We start from the raw sequence: 402 nt of genomic DNA on the forward strand, positions 1-402 counted from the left end.
CACCACCGCTGGTGCAGGTCGGCGCCCGCGACGCCGGCGGCGGCTGCCCGATCCAGCAGCTGGTCAACAGCGCGCTGCTGGAGGGGGCACGCGAGGCACAGCGGTTGCTGGAGGCGCGCCTGCGGGCGACCACGCTGGACCAGCTCGGCGCCGACTTCGCCCGCCATCTCGCCCATCACCGTTCCCTGGAAGGTCCTCATGAATCCTGATGTGCTCATCGTCGGCGGCAGCTACGCCGGCATTGCCGCCGGCCTGATCCTGGCCCGCGCCCGGCGGCCGGTCACCGTCATCGACGCCGGCTCGCCGCGCAACCGCTTCGCCAGCCATTCGCACGGGGTGCCAGGGCTGGATGGCATCAGCGGCGCCGAGCTGCTGAAGACCGCGCGCCAGCAGCTGCTGGAT

Annotated in this window: 2 pseudogenes; both read left to right on the forward strand. The window is 72.6% G+C overall.

The window, feature by feature from the left end:
- Window positions 1-209, forward strand: a pseudogene (locus D7X55_RS47215) (hypothetical protein); the annotation flags it as partial.
- Window positions 199-402 (forward strand): annotated as a pseudogene (locus D7X55_RS47220) (NAD(P)/FAD-dependent oxidoreductase); the annotation flags it as partial. The pseudogenes D7X55_RS47215 and D7X55_RS47220, both read left to right, overlap by 11 nt.

This window comes from Corallococcus sp. AB049A, assembly GCF_003668885.1.
Taxonomy (GTDB): Bacteria; Myxococcota; Myxococcia; order Myxococcales; family Myxococcaceae; genus Corallococcus; species Corallococcus interemptor.